The organism is Paenibacillus mangrovi (genome assembly GCF_022898935.1).
GTDB lineage: Bacteria > Bacillota > Bacilli > Paenibacillales > Paenibacillaceae > Paenibacillus_AQ > Paenibacillus_AQ mangrovi.
The window spans coordinates 362,153-381,479 of sequence record NZ_JALIRP010000006.1 but is presented as its reverse complement, the minus strand read 5'-3'; the positions used below and the strand labels follow the sequence as shown (position 1 = coordinate 381,479).

Below are 19,327 nucleotides of genomic sequence, written 5' to 3'. Positions count from 1 at the left end.
TCTACTTCGCCAATTCACTGGGATTTAAGCCCGTATATTTCTTGAACAGGGTGCTGAAATAGGGAATGTTCTTGTATCCAACTTTATCAGCGATTTCATATATCAAATATTTCCCTTCCAGGATCAAGCTCTTCGCATTCTCCATTCTCACGCGCGTGACATAACTGTTGAACGTTTCGCCGGTCGCGTTCTTGAAAATTTGACTCAAATAGTTGCGAGAAATATACACTTGATTTGCCAGGTCGCTCACTGTAACATTCTCGGAATAGTGCTGGTGGATGTAATCGATCATATATTCGACAACCCGCTTATGCCTGACGTTCTCGTTTCCCGAACGGCTTGCGAATATCGCGCTGATCTTATCCGTCAGCCATTCGGCCAATTGATCGGGGACGGTAATGGCGTTCAGCTGTTCGCGGACTTCGACTTCCGGAAATAACTGCTCGAGGTGGACGCCGAAATCGTATAGGGTGTAAGAGAGAATCACCCACAATTCCGTTCCCGTCAAGACCAGCTCGGAAGCGGTGACATAGGCCGCATGATCCGGATTCGACAAGTAACCACGTACGAGTCCACACGCCTCTTTCTCCAGAGAATTGCGGATATAGTCCGCAAATTGATGATAGAATTGGACCGGACGGATTAAGCGGCGCGACGAACGAAGCCGTGCGCCGTTCTCCGAATGGCGGATCGCGTTGTAATCGTACAAGAACCTATCTAGAAAAACGGTCGTATCCTTGAATGAAATCGCTAGAAAAGCTTCTTCCGTCGAAACGGAAATATCGCGCCAATCGCGTTTTAACGCCCCTAGTCCAACATAGATTTGCAGCTTCAAATGGGTACGGACGCATGCGATGAGCCGTTCTCCCAGCCGGAGCGCTTGTTCGTGCACCATTTCGTCAGGCAGCTCAGGAGCGCTATGCAGCAGAATGACCGAGTGATTGCTGTGCAGCTCGATATATTCTGATTTCGGCCATTCGCCATCGACGACTTCCCTGATTACGTTGCCGACGGCAAACCTCATCAAATGCCATTCCGAGTTTGTATACGCCGCAAAACCAGCAGTACGATGCATTTCGATGCCAATCGCCAGATGGTGCAGACGATCCCACGTTTTCCTGACGGGCGTTCTTTGCCTGAAGCCGGCTGGTAGCGAGCTCCACGTTCCCGTCACGACGGACTTGATCCATTCCGTTTGTTCTTCCTCCAATTGGGCAATGACGCCTTGCAGCACTTCCTTGATCGTCTGCACGGTCACCGGCTTCGACAAGTAGTCGTTCACATGCAGCCGAAGCGCCTTTCTGGCGTATTCGAAATCGGAATATCCGCTTAGAATAATGATTTTTCCCTCGTACCCTTCCGTACGAAGCTGTTCGACCATCTCGAGCCCACTCATCTCCGGCATATAAATATCCGTGATGACGATGTCGGGGTGGGCAATGCGGACCAGCTTCAGACCGAGCTTGCCGTCGTTCGCATCGCCAATCCATTCCGCCTCCAGATCATCCCATGGTATAACGCGTTTCAAGCCATGCAGCACCTGTGGGTCGTCATCAATAATTGCGATTTTGAACACTAAACGTCCCTCCTTGAACTGGTTTATTCGCAAGTGCGGGAATCCGAATCGTTACGGTTGTCCCACCTGTCGTAAGTCCCTCGATCGTGACACCGTACGGCTTACCAAAGTACGTCTCCAGCCGTTCGATGACGTTGCGGATACCATATCCTCCCGTCTTCCGCGGCTTCATCGACTCCCAATCCGGACGGATGCCTACTCCGTTGTCGGCTATCGTAAAAACAAGCTGACCATCTTTCCGTCGGGCGCAGATTTCGAGCAGACAGTCGGTTTTCCCGTGAAAGCCGTGCATAATCGAATTTTCCACAAACGGTTGCAGCGTAAGCTTCGGCGTGTATAATTCGTCCAGCCCATCCTCAATGTCCATTGTGATCTTGATCCTTTCTCCCATGCGGATATTCTGAATTTCCACATAGCATGCCAAATGCATCATTTCATCACGGATCGGGATAAAACCTTCCCCATTGGAAAGACCGATCCTGAACATTTTGCCTATTAACTCCAGGATTCTGCTAATTTGCTCCTGTCCCGCTTCAATTGCCAACCAATTGACCTGATCCAGCGTGTTGTATAAAAAATGCGGATTAATCATCGCCTGAAGCGCCTGCATTTCCACCTCCTTCTGCCTGCGCGACTGCTCCGCGAGCGAGCGGTATAACTCCTCGATTCTTTTAGTCAGCTTTTTGTAGCCGTTGAACAGCAGGCCGAACTCGTTTCTGTATCCTTCAGGCAAATGAGGCTTCTTGGAACTGGAAGGAAAGGCACTCATCCCTCTAATCAACTTATAAATCGGCTGAGTGAACTGCGAGGTCAGAAAGTACGTCAAGAAAATGACGAGGATGATCGAGATGATGCCGATGATCATTAAAACACGGGCAATATGCAGACTTCCGGTCGTCAATTGTTTCCATGGCGTAACTTCGATCAACAGCCAGTCGGAACCGAATAACTGGGACCATACGAGTAGTGAAGATCGGTTGCCAAATTCCCCTTTGCTGACTTGACTGCCTTTGATCCCGCTATTGCCTTGCGTGACCCGCACATAATCCTCGGCTTTCATCAAAATCCCGGGGTCGCCTACGGAAGTGATCAGCCTGCCACCGGTATCGAACAACAGCCTGTTGTATTCGCCGTTCTCCCTGATGATCGATTGAATGTCCTCTGCTTTGACGTTCAAAACGAGGAGCGCTCTGTACCGACCCGTTATGTCGATCACCTTTCGGGCAAAGCTGATCACTTGAACTTCTTGCGTACCCTTCATGACGGCGTGCTGCCCGATCCAGAAAAAATCGGAGTTCAGCCCTGATTTGTACCATTCGCTTTCATCCGCCTCGTCCAAAGAGAAAAACTGTGCGGGCTCTTGAAAATTGCTTGCAGGCGGACTATCCATATAAAGAAAGATGGAGTTCACAATCGGCATGCTGAAGGAAATGTTGGACAGCCAGATTCTCATGTCATCCGATTTCCGAAACCTTGTATAGGCATCACCCTCACCTCTGAGGAATTCCTGCAGTTGATTTTCTCTGGAGATGGCCAGCGACATCTCATTGATCGCCCCGAATTGCGATATAAGCCGTTTGTTCAGCCCATCCAAAATTTTCTGCTGATAGCCCGTAGTATTCGACACAATGGCATTAGCGGACAATTGGTAACTGACCCCGATCACGATCAAAAAAATGACCGCGATTCCTCCTGCGAAGCAGCCGAAAAATAAATGCCCGATACGGTATCGCTTAAATATGCCCATATCTTTCATTTCTCCCCTACTATAAGAAAAACTTCTATCGAAAGCGTTCGAGGATAAGCGACCGCGTTATAGCTGAAGTTTATTCTAGGTATAGAAAGTTCTCTTTTGCTTTAACGCTTCATCGAACCCAAACTCTCATTCGTTAAAAAATAGAGCAGGATGCATCGCATCGCAGCTCTATTTGGATCGGTCCGTTAGACTAGCCCTTTAAACCCGTCGTTGCAATGCCCTCCACCAATTGGCGCTGTGCGAAGAAGAACAGAACCGTTGCCGGCATCACGGATACAAGAGCCATCGCAAACAACTGTCCCCAGGGTGTAGAGGACTGGGAATCAATAAACATCTTCAACGCTAGACCAACTGTATATTTCTCGACGGAATTCAAGTAGATTAAATGTCCAAAGAAATCGTCCCAATTCCATAAGAAGCAAAATATCGCCACAGTCGCCAGTGCCGGCTTCAATAGCGGCAGCACGATACGCCAATAGATGCCAAACAAGCTGCAACCGTCTACTTTCGCGGCTTCATCCAATTCCCGCGGAAGTCCTCGAATGAACTGTACGAGCAAAAAAATGAAGAAGGTGCCGCCAACGCCACCTGCCAGTGCATGCGGGACGATGAAAGGCAAATAGGTATCTACCCAGCCGAAATGATTAAACATCACATACTGCGGCACCAGTGTAACCTGGGTCGGAAGCATCAGCGTAATCAATACGATCGCAAACCAGAAGTTCCGCAATGGGAAGCTGATCCTGGCAAAACCGAACGCGACCAGACTGTTTGAAACAATCGTCGTAAACAAGACGCCTGCGATCAGTCCAAACGTATTCAGATAGAAGTGGGTAAACGAATATCCTGAGAGCGCATTCCATCCTTGTGTAAAATTATTAAATGTCGGATGTTTCGGAAGCAAGTTGGCGGACGCCATTTCGGCATCAGGCTTGAACACAGCGGCCAGCCACCAGATCACGGGGTAGATCATCACAAAGCTGAAGGCGATCAGGATCAAATGATACCGAAGAGATTTAAAAGAAACCATCACTATTTCCCCCCTTCCGATTCATAAAACACCCATCTTTCTGATGAGGCGAATACGAGCGCCGTTACGGCTCCCATCAGGAGCAAGAACACCCAAGCCATCGCCGAAGCATACCCCATCTCCAGACGGGCGAACGCTTTCTCGTACAAATACAGCGCGAACATATACGTCGAATCGATTGGTCCGCCTTTTGTCACGATATACGCCTGTGTAAACATCTGGAACGATCCTATCGTTTGCAACACAAGATTGAACAAAATAACCGGAGACAACATCGGCAGCGTTATTCGGAAAAACCGGCTGATCGCTCTTGCCCCGTCCATTGATGCCGCTTCATAGAGCTCGACAGGAATTTGCTTGAGTCCCGCGAGAAATATAACCATAGAAGATCCGAATTGCCAGACGACCAACAATACGAGCGTTCCAAGCGCGGTATCCGGATTGCCGATCCAGCTCTTCCCTTCGATGGACAAAAATCCGAGCAATTGATTCAGCAAGCCATCCATCCCGAATATGTTGCTCCACAGAATGGATACAGCAACGCTTGCACCGATCAATGAGGGAAAATAAATAATCGTTCGGTAAACGGACATCCCTTTCAAGTTTCGGTTCAACAGCATCGCAACCAATAGAGCGAACGCCAGTTTGAGTGGAACGGAAAAAGAAACGAATAGCAGCGTTACTTTCAATGATCCGATAAACTTCGGATCGTCCGTGAACATTTTCGTATAGTTTCCGAAACCAAGCCAACGAGGTGAATCTAGCAGCACGTAATCGGTGAACGAATAATAAAAGGACTGAATCATCGGCCAGGCTGTCAGAAGGAAAAATCCGAGCAGCCATGGTGAGATGAACAGGTATCCGGCGATGGACGTACTCCATCTTTTCCAGTAAAAGAGTTTATTTCCGGCATTCATGTGGCCCACCTCCGCATCTAAATTTCACTAATGCTGAGTATAGAGGCTGAAGATCGGATGAAAAAGGGGAGACGTGTACAATCTCTTTCACTATTTACCGATTTTAATCAACGATCAACGATGAACCTCGGTCGCAACCTGCCATATTTTCGATAAGCACTCGCCTGTTAGACGGTACACTCTTCTACCAACTGTTTATCAACGACCAAAGCGTAATATCGCGGTGAAGCTGTTCGTACCGTTCGAATTGATCCGGATGAAGATGCGCCACTCTCACATTCGTTACCCTGTTCGCTGCCAAGTTCCCCCACTCCTGCCAACTACCTGTTTCTGTTACTTATTTTTATTTCTGCCCGGTAGTTCAATAACAAAAAGAGACCCTCAGCAACGGGCTGAGGGTCTGAGTTATATATTAAGGGGGTTGGTTTTTATTACGATCTCACCTTAACAAGTTTTCATTATAATTAGTGACTTATGGGGCGTGACCGGTTATTTCGGATAACGTTATTGTATCTACGAATCCTCACTGCCTTAAGGGACGAATGTCCCGGCCGCGACGCGGTTAGGCAGTGCAGGGTTGGCTGCTGAATCCGCCTCCATGAAAACCCTCGGCAGACCAAGGGGCTTGTCCCCGCAGCGTAGATACTTTGTTATAAGATGTTGGTGCCTTCCTGAACTACTTCCTCTTATTATTTTCTGTTTACCCAATTTGGAATATGGTGTTTAAAATATTGTCCTACCTTCGTCAGTTCATTCATTACATAATTTATTTTTTGCTCATCCAAATACCAGTTATCTCTCGTGGTACCAGTCTTGTCTGTTACCGGACTTACATAAAATTCAACCTCACTAGGAAACTTAACCTGGTATGTTAGTAAAGCTCGTCTAGCAAAATAAGACTTGCAAACTAATATAGCTTTTCTTAGAAACCGTAGGGGTTATTTGGCATGCTTATTTAAACTATAACACATGATTTAGATTCACTTTACTGGTAATCTTGACACGCTATTAGCTGGTATAGTGCAGAAAAGGCAGCCACCGGCTGCCTTAGAGAAAGATTCGGCGAGAGAGCCGAGCTATTTGTTACGACTCAAATATGAACCTGCGAATCGCCGAAACTAGCAATCGAGGCTGATCCTCGGGGATTAGGGTATAACTATCTGGGATTTCCATATATCTTCCTCTCGGGAGAAGCTCGGCCAGGCGGCGCCCGTGTTCCTTAGACATGACCCGGTCCTCGGCTGCCCAGATAACCAGTGAGGGACGATTGAAAGACCGCAATCTTTCCGCAGCATGAACCATTTCATTCCGATTGGCCGCCTTCAAGTACCTTTCTAAGTCTTTCCGGATAGCCGGATTCGAAATCAACGGCTGCAGCCATTCGTCCATCACCTTATCGGGGATCGGCCGTTTAGCCATCCATCCGAACGCAAGTGGAAGACGACGTATAAAACGCAGTCGCATCTGCAGAGCGAGCATTGCTAGCCCACCTGGTATTTTCGCGAAGAGCGCCACTGATCGGCCCGGGAGACCGGGAGGATAATTGTCAAACGCTTCGCAGGACGTGATGACGAGTCGCCCGATCCTGTCGGGCTGTTCGGAAGCCAGAGTTTGAGCTCGCCCAGTGTCATTCTCAACAAGCGTGATGCCTTCTAGATTCATCCGCTCCAAAAATTCCCCCACGAGCATAGCTACGGAGTGAGGAGACAGCGCAAAATCGCACCGCATAGGTATCTTGTGTGCGCCCATAGGCAAAGTAGGAACGATGCATCGAAAGTCCTTGCGCAAGTCGGCAACGACCTCACGCCATAATGAAGGGCCGATCACCAGACCTCCCATAAGGACTACAACAGGTCCTTCGCCACCGGTATCCGTATATTCGATGACGCCTGCAGAAAGCTCGATCTGTGGCATTACCATCACTCCTCGGCTCGCAATAGTAGCTTCTTTATTAATTTCTTGACCTTAATATTCTGATAGCTCCATATTAATGTCCGCTACTGACGTGCAAACGGTTGGATACTTTTGGGGATTGATTTATTTCTTTGAAATTTAAAACCCAAAACAGCACAATAGACAACATGCGCTAAGCAATTAATTGTGGCAGCTTTAAAAAGGTACATCGATGAAAGAACAGATTTGTTACTCTATAGGAAATTTCCATTACTGCTGTTGCAATATATCCATTCTGAATAACCATCCGCTGAAGGATTACTATTTCCCATTTCAATTTCACTTAGTTTCCCTTGAGAAATTCCTATACTTTGTGCAAACTGAGATTGGTCTAGATTATTTTCTTTTCGGAAATATCCAATTTCACTCATCCATTTCTTCACCACTCGTAAAGTTCCAAGCAAATCAATTTTCCATTAAGAAAAAAGAGGGCAACCTGAAAACTTTCACATGAGTCTGAGTGAGGAAACTGAATCATTTCGAGGGAGTTTAATCACAACTAGCATATAGTGTTATACCCTATCCTCCCGATATGCCTGCCTTACCCGCTCGATCTGGGCGAGGTGGTCACGGACATGCTGGACGCGAAATTCCAGCAGCTCTTTGAACGTGTACCGCACTCCATCGGGATATTTCCCGACCCGCTCAAGCTGCTCGGGAGTCAGATTTTCCAGAAGCGGCAGCATGCTGGCCCGAAGAATTTGGAACAGGAGCAGATGCTGCTCGCGGTCCAACCGTTCATATCCCAGGTTATCCGCCCAGGCTTCTTGATCAAATGATAGCAGAAGCGGTTCTTCCTCCGCCAAGACTTTTCTCATCCGATGTGTCGACAGGATTTCGTCATCCGTCACATGGATCACAATCTGATGGATGCTCCATTTGTCCGGTGCAGGTTGGAAACGCAGCTCTTCCTCAGACAATCCTTCGACGGCTTCTCGCAGCAGCGCATAGTCTTGGCTGTACTCCTCGATCAACCTTTCCATCCAATCTCTCCTTCATCATTATTCGTGTGCCAGGGAGCATTCGATAATATTATTCTTCGTTATAGAACAAATACCTTTTTGGTTTTAACCAATAATAAGTCACCCTAAAGCGATTTCTTTGGAAAGTCCCTAAATGTTTATTCTGCACAGCGTAAAATAATTAACAGTTGTATAAGCAAACGCTTATGGTCATATCTTGTCAACAGATGGGAGGAGCTTCTTTGCTTAAAATAAAAATAAAGTTGAAGGAAGTTTTAAAAAGCAGAGGAATTACACAAAAAAACTTGAGGAGATGTCAGGAGTTCCACAAGCAAGAATATTATGTAATGAGGATCGGCAAGAGGTTAACTTGTTGATGTTAGAAAAAATAGCCGATGCATTAGACATAGAAGATATTGCAGTTTTAATGCAGTTTGAAAGAGTGGATTAGTGCCCAGCACTGCGTTTCAAACCTTGAACAAGTATTTCTTCCCTGCTTCCTTAAACGTCTTACAATCCAAAATAGAAGGCCTTAGGGTGTCCTAAATGGATGCCTTTTTATTCTTTACTGAAAAAGTTTACATTATTCTTATTTATTGTTACTTAAGAACTAACTAATTCTGGTCAAGTAGTTCTTACGTAAGAAAGCATTAATCACAAGCTTACTCCATTCTAAAAGTCACAAATTTGGTCACAACTATGGTCTTTTATCGATTATTTTTGATACATTTCAAATCCTTTCAGATTCTTTTGAAAACTAATGAAAGCTTGTCCTATAAGGGCTTATGCCGTATCAACGATATATATTGTTCAACGAGAAATTGCCCATACGCTAGTTGCCCCGCACATAATATAGCCGCGCGAGGTGCTGATCGTCAGCAATGTCGTCTTGGGCAGCTTCACCTCTACTCCGACCAGCGTTTGCTCGCCGACCGGAATGGGTTCCATAGTCACCATGGGCTCACACCTCCCTCTTTGGATAAAGTGTTCAAAATAAGTGTATTCCTGCAGGCATCTGGGTGTGTATGCAAATCTGTGGTAAAAACACTTTTTTATCTAGGAATAAAGTTACGTAATCATACGACATTAGGACTATTCAGGTTTACACGATCATGATATTATTTAAAAGTTCAATACTAATTTTTACATATGGTATAGGCTGGGGGATATATGAAGAACAAACAATGTTATGAAGAGTCGGGATATTTGTTTAATGTGGATATTCTGATTAAAAGCCGCTCGAACGCTCTTGCTCTGCAGGCTATGCTTGAAATGTTAAATAACAGCGATCACATCGAGGATTTCCGCATCAAATCAGGAATGGAGCTTGGAAAACTGATTGATTCCATGCTTCAAGATAAACGGAAATCTCTGATTAACAAGTCGGGTGATTCTACGGAAATGCCTTTGACTGACAGTCGAACCAAACAGAAGGCAAAGACTGAACAACACGCTAAAAGCCCCAGCTCCCCCGCTGAGAAAAAGATGAGTACCACCACAGAATACAGCTCCCAGCTGCATGAATGGATTACGGACTGCATTCGCGACAACCGGCTGACCCGACTGACGATCAACCGCAATGGACAACCAGCCAGCATGCCTTGCCGCATATTGAATTTTGATGAATTCAACGAGCTGTTGAACGTCTATCATGTTGACGAGAAGCAGGTATATTCTTTTAAGCTCAGTGAGGTTATCGAGGTCATCTAATACGATTAAAGCCCTTGTCATCCGTGAAAACGAATAAGGCAAGGGCTTTCTGCTGTCTACTTTTTCTTTTTTGAAACAGCTTCGGCCATTAGACAAATCCAGCCTGCCATGAAAGCCACGCCACCAAACGGGGTAATAATGCCCAAAGCCTTAATTCCCGTAATGGTCAGCAGGTACAAGCTGCCGGAGAACAGAATAATGCCGGAGAATAAAAGCCAGCCCGCCCAGGCCAGTTTACGTGAATCTCCCCAGAATCCGGCTGCAACCGCAACTAAAATAATTCCGAGTGCATGCACCATATGATATTGAACCCCTGTTTCGTATACCTTCATCGACGCTTCGCCGACAATCGGTTCAAGCAAATGGGCCCCGAAAGCGCCGATCGCCACGGAAAGCATGGCCATGAGTGCACCAATGAACATAAATTTGCGCTGCATGTTGTTCCACTCCTTTTAACTTGGCAAAATATTCAATACAATCTGTCTTCATATTACCCTAACCGGTATACTATTTTCCACTGTAGACCTACGGCAGCCCTCCATCCTGCTTGATTTTTATCTCATTATGTGGAAGAGTAAGAACAATACATATCTTTTTGGGTAAGGAGAGAATTGAAACATGGAATCACAACAGCCTCCCCATCATCTACCTCACTATAGACGGCATGCCGGCCCCGGGATTGCTTCTTTCATTATCAGTCTCGTATCCATGCTGGCGTATATCGTAAGCGTAGCTGCGATGGGAGCTATATTCTCTAACGGTCTGGCGGGCGACGATACCTGGACTCAAAGCACCACGACGGGTGTAACTGTCACTACCATCATTCTCATTGGATTGTTCGCAGCCAACATTATAGGCATTATTCTGGGAATTATCGGTACCGTTCTCCGCAACCGCATAAAAATATTCGCCATCCTCGGACTGTCTCTCAATGCGATTATTATTCTAAGTTTTGGTCTGATGTTTGTCATTCTGATGCTTAGAGCTGGAAGGGGATAAATATGCCAAAAGTTAAAATATTTGCCGACAGTACCTGCGATCTGCCTCCGGAATGGCTGCGCCAATATGATATCGGTCTTATTCCACTCTACGTAACGTTTGGAGACCAGACTTACAAAGACGGGGTGGATCTTACAACTCCGCAGCTGTATGTGAAAGTGAACGAAACGGGCAGTCTGCCAAAAACAGCCGCTCCTTCGCCAGCGGATTTCATTCAGGCTTTTGCCCCTTCTGTTGAAGAAGGCCGGGAAATCGTCTACATCAGTATATCCTCCGAGCTTTCTTCCACATATCAGAACGCAGTGATCGCCGCGGAAGAATTTCCGGAAGGAAAAGTTACAGTCATCGATTCACTGAATCTGTCCACCGGGATCGGACTTCAGGTCATGAAAGCCGTCAAAGCCGCAGAGCTGGGAAAAAGTCCCCGGGAAATCGCTGAGCTGATTGAGGAAATCAAACCGCTGGTCGAGACGGAATTCGTCATTGACTCTCTCGATTATCTCTACAAAGGCGGACGCTGCTCCGGCATGCAAAACCTCGTCGGAAGCCTGCTCAAAATCCGCCCGGTCATTAAAGTCATAGACGGTAAAATGACGCCCGCCTACAAGGTTCGCGGCAAGAGGGAAAAGGCACTGGAGCAAATGTTGAACAACGCTTTGGACAAGCATGACCAAATGGACAATGATCTGATCTTTGTGACGCATTCACTTGCAGAAGAGGATGCCCAAGAGTTGAAGCGCATGCTTGAGGAAAAGACCGGCGCGCGCGAAGTCGCTATCTCGGATGCCGGCTGCGTCATTTCCTCCCACTGCGGTGCGAAAACGATCGGAATCCTGTATGTGAAAAAAGATAGTAAGGGAGATGTTCATGCCAAATCTTAAAATTTTTACGGACAGCACCAGTGACCTGCCTAAGGAATGGGTTGATCAATATGATATCGGGATCATTCCTCTGTATGTCGTGTTTGGGGACGAGCAGTTAAGAGACGGAGTGGACATTACGCCAGCGGAGCTGTATGAGCGTGTCGCCCGAAACGGAAGCCTTCCGAAGACAGCCGCCCCTTCCCCTGCGGATTTTATGGCTGCTTTTGAGCCGTATGCCATGCAGGGTCATTCTATTTTATACATCAGTTTGTCTTCCGAGCTGTCCGCTACCTACCAGAATGCCTTGATTGCTGCGGCTGAATTTCCGGATGCTATGATCCGTATCGTCGATTCCCGCAATCTGTCGAGCGCCATTGGCCTGCTTGTGATGAAAGCGGTCCATGCAGCCAAAGAAGGCAGAGACCTATATTCAATCGTCAGCATGCTCGAGGCCGTTAGGCCGGAGATTGAGACCGAATTCGTCATCGATACCCTTGAATATCTTTACAAAGGCGGACGCTGTTCCGGTGTTCAGAATTTTCTTGGAAGCCTGTTGAATATCCGCCCGGTCATTAAAGTGATCGACGGCTCAATGACCCCGGCCTACAAGGTTAGGGGCAAGAAAGAAAAGGCAATGAACCAAATGCTTCATAATGCCTTGGAGAAAACCAGCCTGATGGACAATGATCTGATGATCGTCGTCCATTCCTTTGCCGAGGACGAAGCGAAATATTTGCAGCAGGTGCTTCAGGAAAAAACGAGCGCCCGTGAAGTGGCCATTTCAACTGCAGGCTGTGTCATATCCAGTCACTGCGGCCCAAAAACGATCGGCATCATGTACAGTAAGAAATTATAAAATATCCCCGGAAATTATAAATTCTAATAGATCAAACAAAGGACAGCCATGGCGGCTGTCCTTTGTTGTCTGAAAAAGTTTAATAAGTCCGTGAAATTACGGCGATAGACGTTTTTCTTTATTTCTTTTTGCCCGGGTCGATATCATTCGGATTTAAACCGGCCCAAATATTAGGCATTTTCACATCTTCCGGATGATCAAACACGAGAAACGCTGTTGGCAAATAACGCTCTCCATATTCGGAGGAAGGTTTATTGACGATTTGGTTGTCTTTCACCAGTACCGTAGACGATCCCCCGTCGAGGTTGGCCGCAATCACGGCGCCATGCTTCAGCATAATTTGCTGAACATCATACAGGTTCGCCCCGATGCTGTAAGACGGCTGACGGCCGTCGATGACTACGAACAGAATGGCACCGTCCGCCCGCTGTCCCATGGCCGTACGTGGCGCAATTCCCCAGCCCTCGCTGGCATTCTTGATCAAGCCCTTGCCGTTAACAATAATACGCGGCTGAAAAGTTACGGCCTCCTGAACTCCCATTTTGCTTAGTTCTTTCAAGGAGTAATTGCCGGCTATCATCTTGCCGGTCTTGTCAATGCCAACCACTTGAGTTGATGAACTGTTGCCAAGACCATTGTAATACAGCTTACCCTGAGATATCACAATACCGATCGGCTTAAAGCCATTGCCTTTCCAGTTCGGATCGGCAAATCCGCCGGCATTGACGCCCGCTATAGCTCCCGTACGCTTTACCATGCTGGAGACCTTTTCGCCTTTTCCACGAGCTTGCGGTACACCGAGGCGTATTTTTGTCGGATCATTAACAGTCATCACATACCCGTGATAACCCTTGCCCGAAATCTCTTCGATCTCAACGAGAGGCTTCTTCGCCTCAGAGGACGTCTGCTCCGAAGCCGGAAGCTTAATTTGATGGGTATCCTTTTCTTCTCCCATAGATTCAAACCGTTTGTTGTACTCTGCGACCCTGCGATCAAGCTCGGCCTGCCCGATGATATATTTCGCCAAATAACGATGCTGTGTCGTAATTAAGGTGTCCGCAGCAAGAAAGCGGTACTCGTTGCCTGAAGGTGTCAGAAAAAGCCAGCCTGCCCCAAGTATGAACACAATCAGCAAGGTCAATGTCAGCCTAGATACGAACCAGCCAAAGCCTTTTTTACGTTTTTTTCGATTCTTATGTTTAACGGATGGTGTCTTATTTTGCTGTCTTACCGTGGATCTTTTAGGCAGTGGAGTATGCTCCATCGTCGTTTCTCCCCCATACTTACTAGAATCCTAATTTATACAGCTTTTGTAAAATAGACGTTTCCCGGGAAATAAATGTTTCAAATTTGTCGAAAAAAAGCTAAAAACAGGCATTTTTCAGGCTACGATTTACGCCAAACTCGGAATTCCACGCTTTCATATAGATTAATAGCACCGGACATCAGTTTCCGCGGCCAATCCATCTTAGTAAACAACTGATGTACGACCACAGAAGACAGAATCCCAATTATCGCCCCGCTCAGAACATCGATTGGATAATGGACTCCATTCCATATCCGCGAAAAAGAGATAAGTGCCGCAAGCACTAACCAGACGATCCCATCCCTTTTGCGGTACAAGAAAATCGAGGATGCAATCACAAACGAACCGATGGAATGATCACTCGGAAACGAGGCATTGGCCGCATGCTCAATCATCTGGTGAACATGGTGGGCCACAAACGGCCGGTCCCGATAAAACAGATGGCTAAGAATCATTCCTATCCCAAATGCCAAACAGGCAGAGACCAAAGCCTGCGCAACCATCTTCCGATTCTCCCGCTTACGGGTAAACCAATACACAATGATGGCCAAATAAAACAAATACTCCGCGTTTTCAGACAAAAATCGCATGATTGCGTCTATGGCTGGATAATTGCCCGCTGCATTGTTGATCCAGCTAAACAGCGAATAATCCCATGATGTCAAAGAAATAACAATCTTCCCCTCTCCTGCTGTAATTGCTCTTAGATGTCAAAGTTTCTATCAACAAGTCCTTGGGTTCGATGTTCAGTATAATAGATTTCCTCCACTTCATTCAAATCCTGCTCCTGCGGCGCATAAAAAAAGCCCGCCCCATAAGGGCGGACACAAGGCCGTTTCCGGCTGACTTAATAATATAAAAAGAGGCGGCCCTATATGGCTACCTCTTGATTCCTGACGTCTTGAAGGCTCGGGTCAGTAGTTCTTTACCTTTAATGCATCCAGGCTCTTAAACTCGTAGCCCTGCTGCCTAGCCCCATCGATAATCCGTCCGAGTGCTTCCGTGTTGTCTCTGGAGATCGAATGCAGAAGGATCACGGCTCCCGGATGAAGCTGGGCCATCACCTGTCTGTAGGCATATTCAGCGCCTTTCTGGTCGTTTACGTCCCAATCCTTGTAGGCAATCGACCAAAACACACTAACATAACCCTCGGAACGGCTTAGAGCCAAAGAGCGATCGCTGAAAATCCCCCGTGGCGGCCGGACAAAATTCATCATGACCTGCTGACGGGTGGAATCCGATACAGCCCTCTTCACCTTTTCCAGCTCTTCCTTCAGCTGTTGGTCGGAGATTTGCGTCATATCGGGATGAGACCAGGAATGGTTGCCGACCAGATGTCCTTCCGTTAACATTCTCATCACTAGCTCAGGTTTATCCTTGACGTAATGGCCTGTGAGGAAGAAAGTAGCCGGAACCTTTTTCTCCTTGAGCACATCCAGAATTTTAGGCGTAAATCCGTTCTCATAACCGTTGTCAAACGTCAAATAAAGCTCCTTGCGGGACGTGTCTCCCAGAAAAATAGCATCATTTTTCTGCAAAACCTCTTTAAAGCCTTCTTCGTTAATTGAAGCAGGCTGGCCGTTTTTGCTTTTTTTGAAGCCAAAATGGTAAGGACCGTCCGCAGACGCCGTTTGCTGGAAGCCGCAGCATAGAAGGAGAACCGCTGCCAGTACGATCACAAAACGCTTCATGTGGATAATCACCCCTCCATTCAAGAATTGTCTGCATTCACAAACTAGAGGTAATATGCCACAGCGCAGGCAAAGTTATGTGTTTATTTTCCGGCAATTCCTGTCCCGCAAGATGGTACCTGGTATTTATTGCTCATCCTTTGGATCTTCACTTACAGCTTTTTCATCTTTTGGATCCGCAATTGAACCAGCGTTCAGTTCCTTTCGTTTCTTGGCCGCTTCTTCCCGGCTGCTGCGTCTCGATCTTCTAACCAGCCAGAAAACCAGCAAAAAGATGGCTGCGATGATCAGAAGCGGAAGAGAACCGGAGAGAATAACGACAATCCACTGCAGTATCAGCGTAATCACATCGATACTTCCCTGAAAAGCGTTCGAAGCCCGCTTACCCAAAGGCGCCTGGATATCCTTCTCCTTCTCTTTTACAGGTTCCTTTACTGCTTCGTAAATACGAATTTCTATCGTGGAATAGGATACATTCTGATCGATATACCGCATCCGTCCCTTAATCTGCTCGATCTCTGTTTGAATGCGCTCCAGTTCATTCGCAAAAGCGACAAGATCATTGGTCTTGGTTGCTTTTTTCATGAAGTCGGTATACTGCTCCTCCATGATCTGCTTTGCCTTGAGCCTGGATTCGAGGTCGACATATTCCTCCGTTACGTCTTGGCCTTCAATGCTTTGCTGCATATTTTCATGTTTGATTTTCTCCAGACTGTTTAGAAAAGGGGAAAAGCCGGTCGCAGGCACCTTAATGACAAACGTACCGCCTTTTTCACTCATGGACTGGGTTTCGCTGAAATTGACGATATATCCGCCGGACAGCGTAACCATGTTGCGGATTTCCGACTGTGCCTTTCCGTAATCCGGAATCTCCATCACAATATTGGCCTTGTACATCAGCTTCTTGTTCAGTCCGCCCGATCCATCCTGCGAATTAAAACCAGCTACCCCTGCAGATGTCTGCGAAGCAGTATTGGGAAGCTTGGGTTCGGTACTTGCGGGTGCTGCAGGTGCTTCTGACACGCTATCGCTTTTGGCTTCAGAGTTCTTGCTTGAAGGTTCACTTGCTGCTTCATTCATGCCATGTACGGCCATTCTATCCGCACTACTAGCCATTTGGTCTGTTGCTCTGCCGTCTTCTGCCACCGCTGCTTTGTCCTGTGACCCTGATGAGCAGCCGCTGACCAGCATGATCATAAGCAGCAGCGCGGCAATCCATGCCCCCCATTTTTTCATAAATAGCCCCCCTGGATATTTATTATTTTCACTTATATTTACTAACGAATCCATCATTTGGAAGGTTGCAGGTGCACAAAAAAAGCTCCCCGGGAGCTATTCCCGAAGAGCCTTGTTTTCTCAAAAAAATATTATTTTGCAGATACGCCGCCGTTGATTGCAAGTTCAGCACCCGTGATGAAGGAGGATTCATCAGAAGCCGGCGATCGAGGGAATGTTGATGATGGATCCGCCGCCGTTTGTAACTAAAGAGCTTCAAGAGTATCGCTTGAGACATCGAAATCTCCTACGATTTGACTCGCAATATTGTCGATCTTGATCAGATCTTCTAGCTTTAATTGGACTTGCAAAGCATTTACGTTCTCCATCAATCTTTTTTCCTTGCTTGTGCCTGGAATAGGGACAATATCTTTCCCTTGAAGCAGCACCCAGGCAAGAGCAACTTGTGAAGATGTTACCTGATTTTCTCGAGCAATCTCTTCAATTTCAGAGACTAGATCGAGATTTATTTTGAAATGATCACCTTGAAATCGAGTGAAGTGGCGTCTGATATCATTGTCAGCAAAGTCCTCGTAACGTTTGATAGCTCCAGTTAAAAAACCTTTCCCTAGAGGACTATATGCCACGAGGCCGCATCCCAGTTCCCTTATCGTAGGCAGTACTTGCTCAACCTCGCGGCTCCATAAGGAATATTCGGCTTGTAGAGCCGTAATCGGATGGATTTTACTAGCTCTAATTAAAGCTTCTGCTCCGACATTAGATAGTCCTATATAACGCACTTTTCCTTTTTTCACAAGTTCACTCATGGCTCCCACTGTTTCCTCAATCGGAACATTAGGGTCTGGCATATGTTGATAATACAAGTCGATATAATCAGTACCAAGTCTTCGTAAACTTTCATCAATAGCTTTAAAAACATACTGAGGGTGTCCATTTATTCCAAGAACATTTCCCTGTGAATCGCGAACAACTCCGAATTTTGTAGCAAAAATCGCATGAGAACGACGTCCCCTTAATGCATGGCCAATAAGGCTTTCATTTGACCCTCCGACACCGTACATATCAGCGCTATCGAAGAAGTTTAAACCTAAGTCCAGTGCCTTATGGATCGTTCGAATGGATTGTTTCTCATCTGTTGCACCATAAAATTCGGACATCCCCATGCATCCAAGACCCATTGCAGATACTTCAAGTTGACCTAGCCTTCGTTTTTCCATATATGTTCTCCTCAATTTATTCATGGAATGATTACAGAAGATGATCTGCTCCGCGGAAGCAGTTAACCAAAATATAGAGGAATTCCTGAAAAATGAATAGACTTTTTCTTTCAGATGATTTAATCTAATGATAAGATGCGCCCCTAAGAACTAATATCAAATATTTCTTTTCCTAAAATTAAAATAGCAGTCAATCAAGATGTCTGTATCATGCAGCTCAATATTGTGAAAAGTATCTTCATTGACTACTTAAAGCCGCGTTGAACGGAAAAAAGCCTGTCTCTCCCTGGTCATAAATCCAGGAATGAGATAGGCTTTTTTAGATATAGCGCTGATACAGTCTATGTTCTGTAAAAGTATATCAATAGCTTATTAATGCTCAAATATTAACGGAAGTCGCCGGCGCGTCCTACGCAGCCGCAAAGCTGCATTTTTTCCATTGTCGCTTTTTTAAGCGCTTGTTTGGCAGGCACCATATATTTGCGTGGATCGTTTTCCTCCGGATTTGCAGCGAAAACCGCTTTGATTGCATCCGAGAAAATGATACGCAGCTCAGTCGCCACGTTCATCTTGGCCATGCCAAGAGAAACCGCACGCTTTACCTGCTCCTCTGGAATGCCGGAGCCTCCGTGCAGGACTAGCGGCACGCTCACCACATCGGCGATACGTTTGATGCGGTCAAAGTCGATGTTCGGGTCGCCTTTATAAATGCCGTGTGCCGTTCCGATCGCCGGTGCTAACGTATGCACACCCGTGCGTTCCACGAACTCGGCGCATTCGGCCGGATCAGCGAGCAGCGCGTCTCTTTCGTCCACGACGATGTCATCCTCGACGCCGCCGACTTTGCCCAGCTCCGCTTCGACATTGATGCCAACCGCATTGGCTGCTTCCACAACCTTTTGCGTCATGGCTATATTCTCTTCAAACGGCGAATGTGATGCATCGATCATGACCGATGTATATCCGGCCCGGATGCATTTCATGATGATATCAAAATCGGAGCAGTGGTCCAAATGCAGCGCGATCGGTACACTGGCGCGGTTGGCAGCGACGGTGGCCGCAGCAGCGATATAATCCGGTCCCAGATGCTTCACCGTACCTACCGTGGATTGAATGATCAGCGGGGACTGGGCTTCTTCAGCCGCCTCCACCACAGCCTGCAGCATTTCAAGTGTATGCACGTTAAATGCGCCGATGGCGTATTTATTCTGTCTTGCGGTTTGCAATAAAGAAGTAGAAGAAACGAGTGCCATGT

General features: G+C 46.7%; 18 protein-coding genes and 1 pseudogene. 4 read left to right on the top strand and 15 right to left on the bottom strand.

The annotated features are described in order from the left end of the window. Position 1: 1 nt before the first annotated feature. The 8 genes and pseudogenes from MUG84_RS17020 to MUG84_RS16980 all read right to left on the bottom strand — a co-directional run. A complete protein-coding gene (locus tag MUG84_RS17020; RefSeq protein ID WP_244726802.1) occupies positions 2-1,576 on the bottom strand; it encodes a response regulator transcription factor in 1,575 nt (524 codons plus the stop codon). Next, positions 1,554-3,323, bottom strand: a complete 1,770-nt coding sequence (locus tag MUG84_RS17015; RefSeq protein WP_244726799.1) for a sensor histidine kinase — start codon at positions 3,321-3,323, stop codon at positions 1,554-1,556. The genes MUG84_RS17020 and MUG84_RS17015 overlap by 23 nt, the downstream gene beginning before the upstream one ends. A 199-nt stretch (positions 3,324-3,522) precedes the next feature. After that, a complete protein-coding gene (locus tag MUG84_RS17010) occupies positions 3,523-4,362 on the bottom strand; it encodes a carbohydrate ABC transporter permease (protein ID WP_244726797.1) in 840 nt (279 codons plus the stop codon). 2 nt (positions 4,363-4,364) lie between these two features. Next, positions 4,365-5,279 (bottom strand): carbohydrate ABC transporter permease, encoded by a 915-nt coding sequence (locus tag MUG84_RS17005; RefSeq protein WP_244726795.1) that lies wholly within the window; start codon positions 5,277-5,279, stop codon positions 4,365-4,367. A gap of 1,083 nt (positions 5,280-6,362) precedes the next feature. Then, positions 6,363-7,193, bottom strand: coding sequence for an alpha/beta fold hydrolase (locus tag MUG84_RS17000; RefSeq protein ID WP_244726792.1), 831 nt, complete (start codon positions 7,191-7,193; stop codon positions 6,363-6,365). Positions 7,194-7,426: 233 nt separating this feature from the next. Next, positions 7,427-7,603 carry a helix-turn-helix domain-containing protein gene (locus MUG84_RS16995; protein ID WP_244726790.1) on the bottom strand — a complete coding sequence of 59 codons (177 nt, stop codon included), beginning with the start codon at positions 7,601-7,603 and terminating at the stop codon, positions 7,427-7,429. A gap of 141 nt (positions 7,604-7,744) precedes the next feature. After that, complete coding sequence (locus tag MUG84_RS16990) at positions 7,745-8,215, bottom strand: DinB family protein (protein ID WP_244726788.1); 471 nt, start codon at positions 8,213-8,215, stop codon at positions 7,745-7,747. A gap of 807 nt (positions 8,216-9,022) precedes the next feature. Beyond that, positions 9,023-9,151: pseudogene (locus MUG84_RS16980) on the bottom strand (YunC family protein); the annotation flags it as partial. Between the two features lie 213 nt (positions 9,152-9,364). Here MUG84_RS16980 and MUG84_RS16975 point away from each other — a divergent pair. Then, on the top strand, positions 9,365-9,904 hold the full coding sequence (locus MUG84_RS16975; protein WP_244726783.1) for a hypothetical protein: 540 nt from the start codon (positions 9,365-9,367) through the stop codon (positions 9,902-9,904). Between the two features lie 56 nt (positions 9,905-9,960). On the opposite strand, the gene MUG84_RS16970 is transcribed toward MUG84_RS16975, so the two are convergent. Beyond that, positions 9,961-10,341 (bottom strand): DUF423 domain-containing protein, encoded by a 381-nt coding sequence (locus MUG84_RS16970; protein WP_244726781.1) that lies wholly within the window; start codon positions 10,339-10,341, stop codon positions 9,961-9,963. 181 nt (positions 10,342-10,522) lie between these two features. On the opposite strand from MUG84_RS16970, the gene MUG84_RS16965 reads away from it, so the two are divergent. The 3 genes from MUG84_RS16965 to MUG84_RS16955 are packed head-to-tail and all read left to right on the top strand — an operon-like array spanning position 10,523 to position 12,622. Beyond that, positions 10,523-10,903, top strand: a complete 381-nt coding sequence (locus tag MUG84_RS16965; RefSeq protein ID WP_244726779.1) for a hypothetical protein — start codon at positions 10,523-10,525, stop codon at positions 10,901-10,903. A 2-nt stretch (positions 10,904-10,905) separates the two neighbouring features. Next, a complete protein-coding gene (locus tag MUG84_RS16960) occupies positions 10,906-11,784 on the top strand; it encodes a DegV family protein (RefSeq protein WP_244726777.1) in 879 nt (292 codons plus the stop codon). Then, a complete protein-coding gene (locus MUG84_RS16955) occupies positions 11,771-12,622 on the top strand; it encodes a DegV family protein (RefSeq protein WP_244726775.1) in 852 nt (283 codons plus the stop codon). The genes MUG84_RS16960 and MUG84_RS16955 overlap by 14 nt, the downstream gene beginning before the upstream one ends. A gap of 118 nt (positions 12,623-12,740) precedes the next feature. Here MUG84_RS16955 and MUG84_RS16950 read toward each other — a convergent pair whose 3' ends face one another. From MUG84_RS16950 to fba, 6 genes are all read right to left on the bottom strand, one after another. Continuing rightward, positions 12,741-13,886 carry a phosphodiester glycosidase family protein gene (locus MUG84_RS16950; RefSeq protein ID WP_244726773.1) on the bottom strand — a complete coding sequence of 382 codons (1,146 nt, stop codon included), beginning with the start codon at positions 13,884-13,886 and terminating at the stop codon, positions 12,741-12,743. Between the two features lie 122 nt (positions 13,887-14,008). Further along, entirely contained in the window at positions 14,009-14,593 is a 585-nt protein-coding gene (locus tag MUG84_RS16945) for an undecaprenyl-diphosphatase (protein WP_244726771.1), read from the bottom strand. Between the two features lie 249 nt (positions 14,594-14,842). Beyond that, entirely contained in the window at positions 14,843-15,619 is a 777-nt protein-coding gene (gene pdaA, locus MUG84_RS16940) for a delta-lactam-biosynthetic de-N-acetylase (RefSeq protein WP_244726769.1), read from the bottom strand. A gap of 126 nt (positions 15,620-15,745) precedes the next feature. Further along, entirely contained in the window at positions 15,746-16,855 is a 1,110-nt protein-coding gene (locus MUG84_RS16935; RefSeq protein ID WP_244726766.1) for a DUF4349 domain-containing protein, read from the bottom strand. A gap of 245 nt (positions 16,856-17,100) precedes the next feature. Further along, on the bottom strand, positions 17,101-18,072 hold the full coding sequence (locus tag MUG84_RS16930) for an aldo/keto reductase (RefSeq protein ID WP_244726764.1): 972 nt from the start codon (positions 18,070-18,072) through the stop codon (positions 17,101-17,103). A 386-nt stretch (positions 18,073-18,458) separates the two neighbouring features. Continuing rightward, positions 18,459-19,325, bottom strand: a complete 867-nt coding sequence (fba, locus tag MUG84_RS16925) for a class II fructose-1,6-bisphosphate aldolase (protein ID WP_244726762.1) — start codon at positions 19,323-19,325, stop codon at positions 18,459-18,461. Between the last annotated feature and the right edge of the window lie 2 nt (positions 19,326-19,327).